Genomic DNA, 5554 nt, shown 5'->3' with positions numbered 1-5554 from the left:
GGGAGGCCCACCCCAGCCCTCGGGCCGCGACGCACGCACGCACTCGCCCGCCGGCAGGCGCGCGGCTAGCAGGTCGCGTGCGGGGCCGGGAGTTCGCCCTCCAGGAGGTAGGCGTCGACCTTGGCGCGGACGCAGGCGCTGTGGGCGAAGTACGCGCCGTGGCCCTCGCCGCGGTAGGTGAGGACGTGGCTGTTGTTGGCCAGGGCCTTGGCCATGTCGCCGGCGCCCGGGTAGGGGGTCGCGGGGTCGCCGGTGGTGCCGACCATCAGCATCTGGGGGGCGCCCCGGGCGGCCACGTGGCGGGTGCTGTCGTCGCCGGCGGGCCAGCCGGTGCAGGCCAGCAGGGTGGCCTGGATGTCGCGGCCGAACAGCGCGGACGCCTTGGTGAAGCGGGCGTCGTAGGCCCGCACTTGCTGCGGGGTGCGGCGCTCGGAGGTGTCGCGGCAGTCGATGGCGAGCTTGGCCGTCTCGGCGTTGCCCTGCGGCGCGCCCGTCCAGTCGGCGACGGCCCGGCGTACGGCCTGCGAACCGAACTCCTCCGGGTAGGCGAGCTGCATCATCAAGTCGCCGTCGCCGCTGCGGAGATTGCCCAGCGCCTGGCGGAGGTAGGGCCAGGTGTCCTTGGAGTACAGGGCGTTCTGCAGGGCCTGGAGGTAGCCGGCCCGGTCGAGGGTGCCGGTGTCGGTGGCCAGCGGGCTGCCGGCCATCTGCTGGGCGCCTTCGGTGATCGCGGCCATCACCTGGGCGGCGTCGTGTCCCGGCAGCGGGCAGTGGTGGGCCGCGCAGTCCCCGGCGAAGTCGGTGAGCGCCTTCTGGAAGGCGCGGGCCTGCCCCAGCGCGGTGCCGACCGCGTCCAGCGAGGGGTCGGGCACCCCGTCCAGCACGATCCGGCCGGCCCGGTCGGGGAACTCGTGCGCGTAGACCGCGCCGAGCCGTGCGCCGTAGGAGAAGCCGAGGTAGGCCAGGCGGTCGTCCCCCACGGCCTGGCGTATGACGTCGAGGTCGCGGGCGGCGTTGGGGGTGCCGAGCCAGGGCAGCAGCCAGCCGGAGTGGCGCGAGCAGGCCGCGGCGAGTTGGGCGGGGTCGGCGACCTCGCTGAGGTCGCCGCAGTCGACCGGCGCCGAGCGGGCGACCCCGCGCGGGTCGAAGCCGATCAGGTCGTAGCGCCGGTTCAGGGCCGCCAGGTCCTTGGCGCGGGCGTCGAGTTCGGTGATCCCGGAGATCCCGGGCCCGCCGAAGTTCACCGCGAGCGCGCCCAGCCGCAGGCCCGGCCCGGTGGCGGGCAACCGGCTGACCGCGATGTCCAGGGTGGTGCCGTCCGGGTGCCGGTAGTCCATCGGGACGCTGACGGTGCCGCAGCGGGCCTTGGCGGGCGCCTTGGCGTCCGCGCAGGTGCTCCAGCCGATGCTCTGCCGGTAGAAGCCGGACAGATCGGGGGAGTCGTCCGCGATCGCGACCGTCGTGGGGGCGATCCCGAGCAGACCCCCCAGTGTCGCGGCCAGCAGCCGCCGCAGCCTGCGTGATACGGCCATGGACTCAAGGTAAAGGCGCGGCCCGGGCCTCGCACTTCGCGGCTGCCGCCGCCCGCACCCGGTTGCTGCCGCCGTGTTCCTCGCGGTCACCCGGGGACAATCCCTGTATACCTCCTGTGTATAGTTCCTGGCGGTCCGCCCCCGGTGGACCTGGACCGCAACGAACCCGCACCACGACGAGGGGGATCTCCCGCATGCGGAGCACGACCACGGGCCGCCGAATACGCGTTCTGGCCGCACTGGCGACCACGGCGGCGCTGGCCATCGGCCTGACCGGCTGCGACGGCTACGACTCGACCTCGCCGGCCGACGCCCGCAAGCACCTGCCGGCCGCCGGCGCGGCGGCTTTCGCGGCCGGCCCCAACGGCCCGGTCGACTGCCGCAAGGCCAAGTGCGTGGCGCTCACCTTCGACGCCGGGCCGAGCGTGCACACCCCGCAGATCCTGGGCATCCTCAGCAAGTACCACGTGCACGCCACGTTCTTCACGCTCGGCAAGAACCACGTCATGGTGCACCCGGAGATGGTCAAGGACATGGTGGCGCAGGGCCACGAGGTGGAGACCCTCACCTGGTCGCACCAGATCCTCACCAAGATCAGCAAGGCCGAGGTGCGCAAGGAGATCACCGAGGGCCGCGACGCGGTGCAGAAGGTCACCGGCGTCCGCCCGACGCTGCTGCGCCCGCCGCAGGGCCGCACCAGCCCCGCCGTCACCGCCATCGCCCGGGATCTCGGCATGGCCGAGGTCGAATGGAGCGCCAACGGGGCCGACTACAAGACCACCGACTCGGCGCTGATCACCCGGCGGATCCTGGGACAGACCAAGCGCGACGGCATCATCTTGCTGCACGACCTGGTGGACCCCACCAACCGCGGCTACAACGGCACGGTCGCCGCCGTCCCCGGCATCATCTCCGCCCTCCAGGCGCGCGGCTACACCTTCGTGACCGTCTCCCAACTCCTCGCCCCGGGCAAGCCCCAGCCGGGCAAGGTCTACAAGTAAGCACGTCCCGGGCGGCGGCCGGACCGTGGCCGAGCGCACAGCCTCCGGCGCCTGTCGAAGCGGTAGCGTTCAAGCCGCAGGCCCGGTTCGTACCTCTTGGAGGCTTCATCATGGCAACCACCCGCACCGCGACGACTCAGTGGAAGGGCGCGCTGATCGGCGGCGCCGGTACCGTCTCGCTGGACACCTCGGGCGTCGGCACCTACGACATCACCTGGGCGTCCCGCGCCGAGACCGCCAACGGGAAGACCAGCCCGGAGGAGTTGATCGCCGCGGCGCACTCGTCCTGCTTCTCGATGGCGCTCTCGCACGGCCTGGCCGGGGCCGGCACCCCGCCGGAGAGCGTGGAGACGGTGGCGAACGTCACCTTCCAGCCCGGTGAGGGCATTACCGGCATCACCCTTTCGGTGAAGGGCCGCGTCCCCGGCATCAGCGCCGAGGCGTTCGAGGCGGCCGCGCAGGACGCCAAGGCCAACTGCCCGGTCAGCAAGGCGCTCGCGGGGGTCAACATCACCCTTGAGGCCGAACTGCTGGTCTGATCACGGCAGTCGAGCGCTCAGCGGCGGGTGACGCGGATTCTCCACGCACCCGCCGCACTGTGCGACAGGACGGTGAAGGAGACCCCGGCGGCGCGGTCTCCCCCGCTCTCGCCCACCTCGAAGGGCGCGTCGTTCAGCGAGTTGAAGGCCCCGCTGCTGAAGTCGCAAGCCGAGGTGAGCGGGTGGGCGTCGGTCACCGTCACCGGGCCCTGCCCGGAGTCCACATCGGTGCGCACCCGGTAGGCCAGCACCCCCGCACGGCAGGCGTCCACGTCGTTGCCGACCGCCTCCCGCACCTCCAGCACGTAGGCCCGGGTGCTGCCGTCCGGGATGATCACCGCCTTGCGCCCGCCGGGCACCTCGATCGGGGTCAGCGTGTAGGTGGCCCGCTTGCGGCGGGTGACGCAGTCGATCTGACGGTCGGTCAGCCAACCGAGCCGCCACTTGTGCCAGGCGAGCATGTCGCCCTGCAGGCCCCAGTCGAGCGACATGGTGTCCCACTGGCCGGCCAGCAGATCGGTCTTGGCGAAGTCGTCGGCGGCGTAGAGGTCGGGCAGCCCGAAGTCGTGGCCGTTCTCGTGGCTGAGCACCCGTGAACCCGACTGGTCGTGGCCGTAGATGAGGGAGACCTTGTCCAAGTGGGCGCCGTCGTCGGTGGTGGCGGCCGAGGCGCCGGTCCAGGTGACGGAGAGCACCGCCTGGTCCGAGGGCGGTCCGGCGTTCGGCGTGACGAGGATGTTGACGAGGTCGTAGCCGTGGAAGTCGATGCTGCGATCGGCGACTTTGAGCAGGTCGCGCATCATCTCGGTGTGCGCGTCCCAGCCGTAGCCGCGGCCGATCCGGTACGCGGAGAACGGCCGCGGCATGCGTATCCAGCGCAGCACCGGCGTGGAGCGGTAGTCGAGCTTTCCGTACGAGGCGCGGGTGTACCACTTCTTGACGGCCGGGAAGAACTCGTCGTAGCGGTCACGGGCGCTGTACGGCGCCTTGGCGTCGGGGAAGTCGATCAGCAAGGTGAGCGCGCGCACCCGCCCGGTGGACGGCGCGAACTCCTGGCCGGCGTCGTGGGCGACCTGGTCGGGGAAGCCCTCGGACATGGCCACGCCCGGGACGGCGCGCAGCGCGCAGGGCCGGCCGGCCGGCGGTGGGGACGGGCTCAGGTCCGGGCCGCGCGCGCCGCCCGAGACGGACGAGCCGACGGCGAGCAGCGCCAGCGCACCGGCCGCCAGGCCCCGCACCGCTATTCGGGCCGGCGAGACCACGGCGCTACGCCTCGCGGCCGGGGCCGGCCCGGCTGCCCGGGGCGCTCTCGGTGACGCGGACCGTCCAATCCCCCTCGGACGTACGGCCGGTGACAGTGACCTGGGTGGAGCCGTCGGGCACCGTGTACGACTCCCCCACGCCCAGCGGCGCGTCGGCCAGCGGCGCGTAGACGGAACTGGCGGCGCACGCGGACGTGCCGGGATGGCCGTCGATCACGTCGATGGGCCCGTCACCGGACTCCCGGTCCGAGCGGACCCGGTAGAGCAGCACGCCCTGCCGGCAGGTGAGCCGGTCGTTGCCGGCCGCGCTGCGCGCCTCGACGGCCAGTGCGGTGTCCTCCCCGGTGCGCACGACGAGCAGTTTGGTGCCGCCGGGCGTCTCGTCGGGACTGAGGTCGTGGTAGGTGATGCCGGTCCGCGACACGCAGCCGACCTGGTCGTCGCCGAGCCAGCCGAGTTTCCACTTGTGCCAGGCGAACGGGTCCGGCGACAGGCCGAACTGACTGCCCATCAGATCCCAGTCGCCGACATGGGTGTCCCAGTCGGCGTTGCTGCCGGCCGGCGGCCGGTAGTACAGGTCGGGCAGGTCGAAGACATGGCCGGTCTCGTGCGCCAGGACGTTGTGGTCCGGCGGGTGGTGCTCGAAGACGGTGACCAGCCGGTGCAGCGGATTGCCGTCCACCGTGACCGGCGAGGCGAGGTTGACGACCTTGGTGGCGTCGGAGTCCACGCCGGGCGCGTCCGGATCGGCCACCAGGTACACCACGTCGTAGCCGTGGAAGTCCACCACCGGATCGGCGGTGCTCAGCGCGTCCCGCAGGTAGGCCGAGCGTTCCCGGGCGTTCCAGTCCCGGCTGATCAGGTAGTCCGTGGAGGGGTGCGGCATCTTCAGCCAGCGGGTCTGGGGGTGCACGTGCAGCCGGAACTTCCCGTAGGACGCCTGCGCGAAGAACTCGCTGGTGGCCGGGAAGTGGTCGGCGGCGACCTCGGCCGGCGTCAGCCGGGGCTCGGAGTCGGGGAAGGACAGGAAGATCATCAGCGCTTTGACGTCGCCGACCGGATGGGCGTAGTCGCTCTCCCAGCTGTCCACGCCCTCGGAGTGGTGCACGCGGGTACGCGGCAGCAGGCAGGCGCTGCCGGCGGCGGCCGCGGCCGGACCGGTCATCAGCGTCCAGGCGACCAGGGCGGCGAAGCCGGCCACCGCGGCGGCGGCCGAGCGC

General features: G+C 72.5%; 5 protein-coding genes. 2 read left to right on the top strand and 3 right to left on the bottom strand.

The window, feature by feature from the left end; translation table 11 throughout:
* Positions 1 to 65: 65 nt before the first annotated feature.
* Complete coding sequence (locus GA0115240_RS31630) at positions 66 to 1532, bottom strand: alpha/beta hydrolase (protein WP_093742078.1); 1467 nt, start codon at positions 1530 to 1532, stop codon at positions 66 to 68.
* A gap of 194 nt (positions 1533 to 1726) precedes the next feature.
* Between GA0115240_RS31630 and GA0115240_RS31625 the strand changes: the two genes are divergently transcribed.
* Both GA0115240_RS31625 and GA0115240_RS31620 read left to right on the top strand, forming a co-directional pair.
* Positions 1727 to 2533, top strand: a complete 807-nt coding sequence (locus GA0115240_RS31625) for a polysaccharide deacetylase family protein (RefSeq protein ID WP_093742076.1) — start codon at positions 1727 to 1729, stop codon at positions 2531 to 2533.
* A 110-nt stretch (positions 2534 to 2643) separates the two neighbouring features.
* Entirely contained in the window at positions 2644 to 3072 is a 429-nt protein-coding gene (locus tag GA0115240_RS31620) for an OsmC family peroxiredoxin (RefSeq protein WP_093742074.1), read from the top strand.
* A 17-nt stretch (positions 3073 to 3089) separates the two neighbouring features.
* On the opposite strand, the gene GA0115240_RS31615 is transcribed toward GA0115240_RS31620, so the two are convergent.
* Positions 3090 to 4334 (bottom strand): M6 family metalloprotease domain-containing protein, encoded by a 1245-nt coding sequence (locus tag GA0115240_RS31615; protein WP_256070119.1) that lies wholly within the window; start codon positions 4332 to 4334, stop codon positions 3090 to 3092.
* Positions 4335 to 4338: 4 nt separating this feature from the next.
* A partial coding sequence (locus tag GA0115240_RS31610) for a M6 family metalloprotease domain-containing protein (protein WP_370673394.1) occupies positions 4339 to 5554 on the bottom strand: 1216 nt, incomplete at its 5' end.

Source organism: Streptomyces sp. DvalAA-14 (assembly GCF_900091855.1).
Taxonomy (GTDB): Bacteria; Actinomycetota; Actinomycetes; order Streptomycetales; family Streptomycetaceae; genus Actinacidiphila.
Note: the sequence above shows the minus strand (reverse complement) of the source record. Positions and strands in the feature narration are given on the sequence as shown.

Bases quoted from the DNA above. Each gene is read 5' to 3' on its own strand.
- GA0115240_RS31630 (WP_093742078.1), bottom strand. From the start codon at position 1,532: ATGGCCGTATCACGCAGGCTGCGGCGGCTGCTGGCCGCGACACTGGGG.
- GA0115240_RS31625 (WP_093742076.1), top strand. From the start codon at position 1,727: ATGCGGAGCACGACCACGGGCCGCCGAATACGCGTTCTGGCCGCACTG.
- GA0115240_RS31620 (WP_093742074.1), top strand. From the start codon at position 2,644: ATGGCAACCACCCGCACCGCGACGACTCAGTGGAAGGGCGCGCTGATC.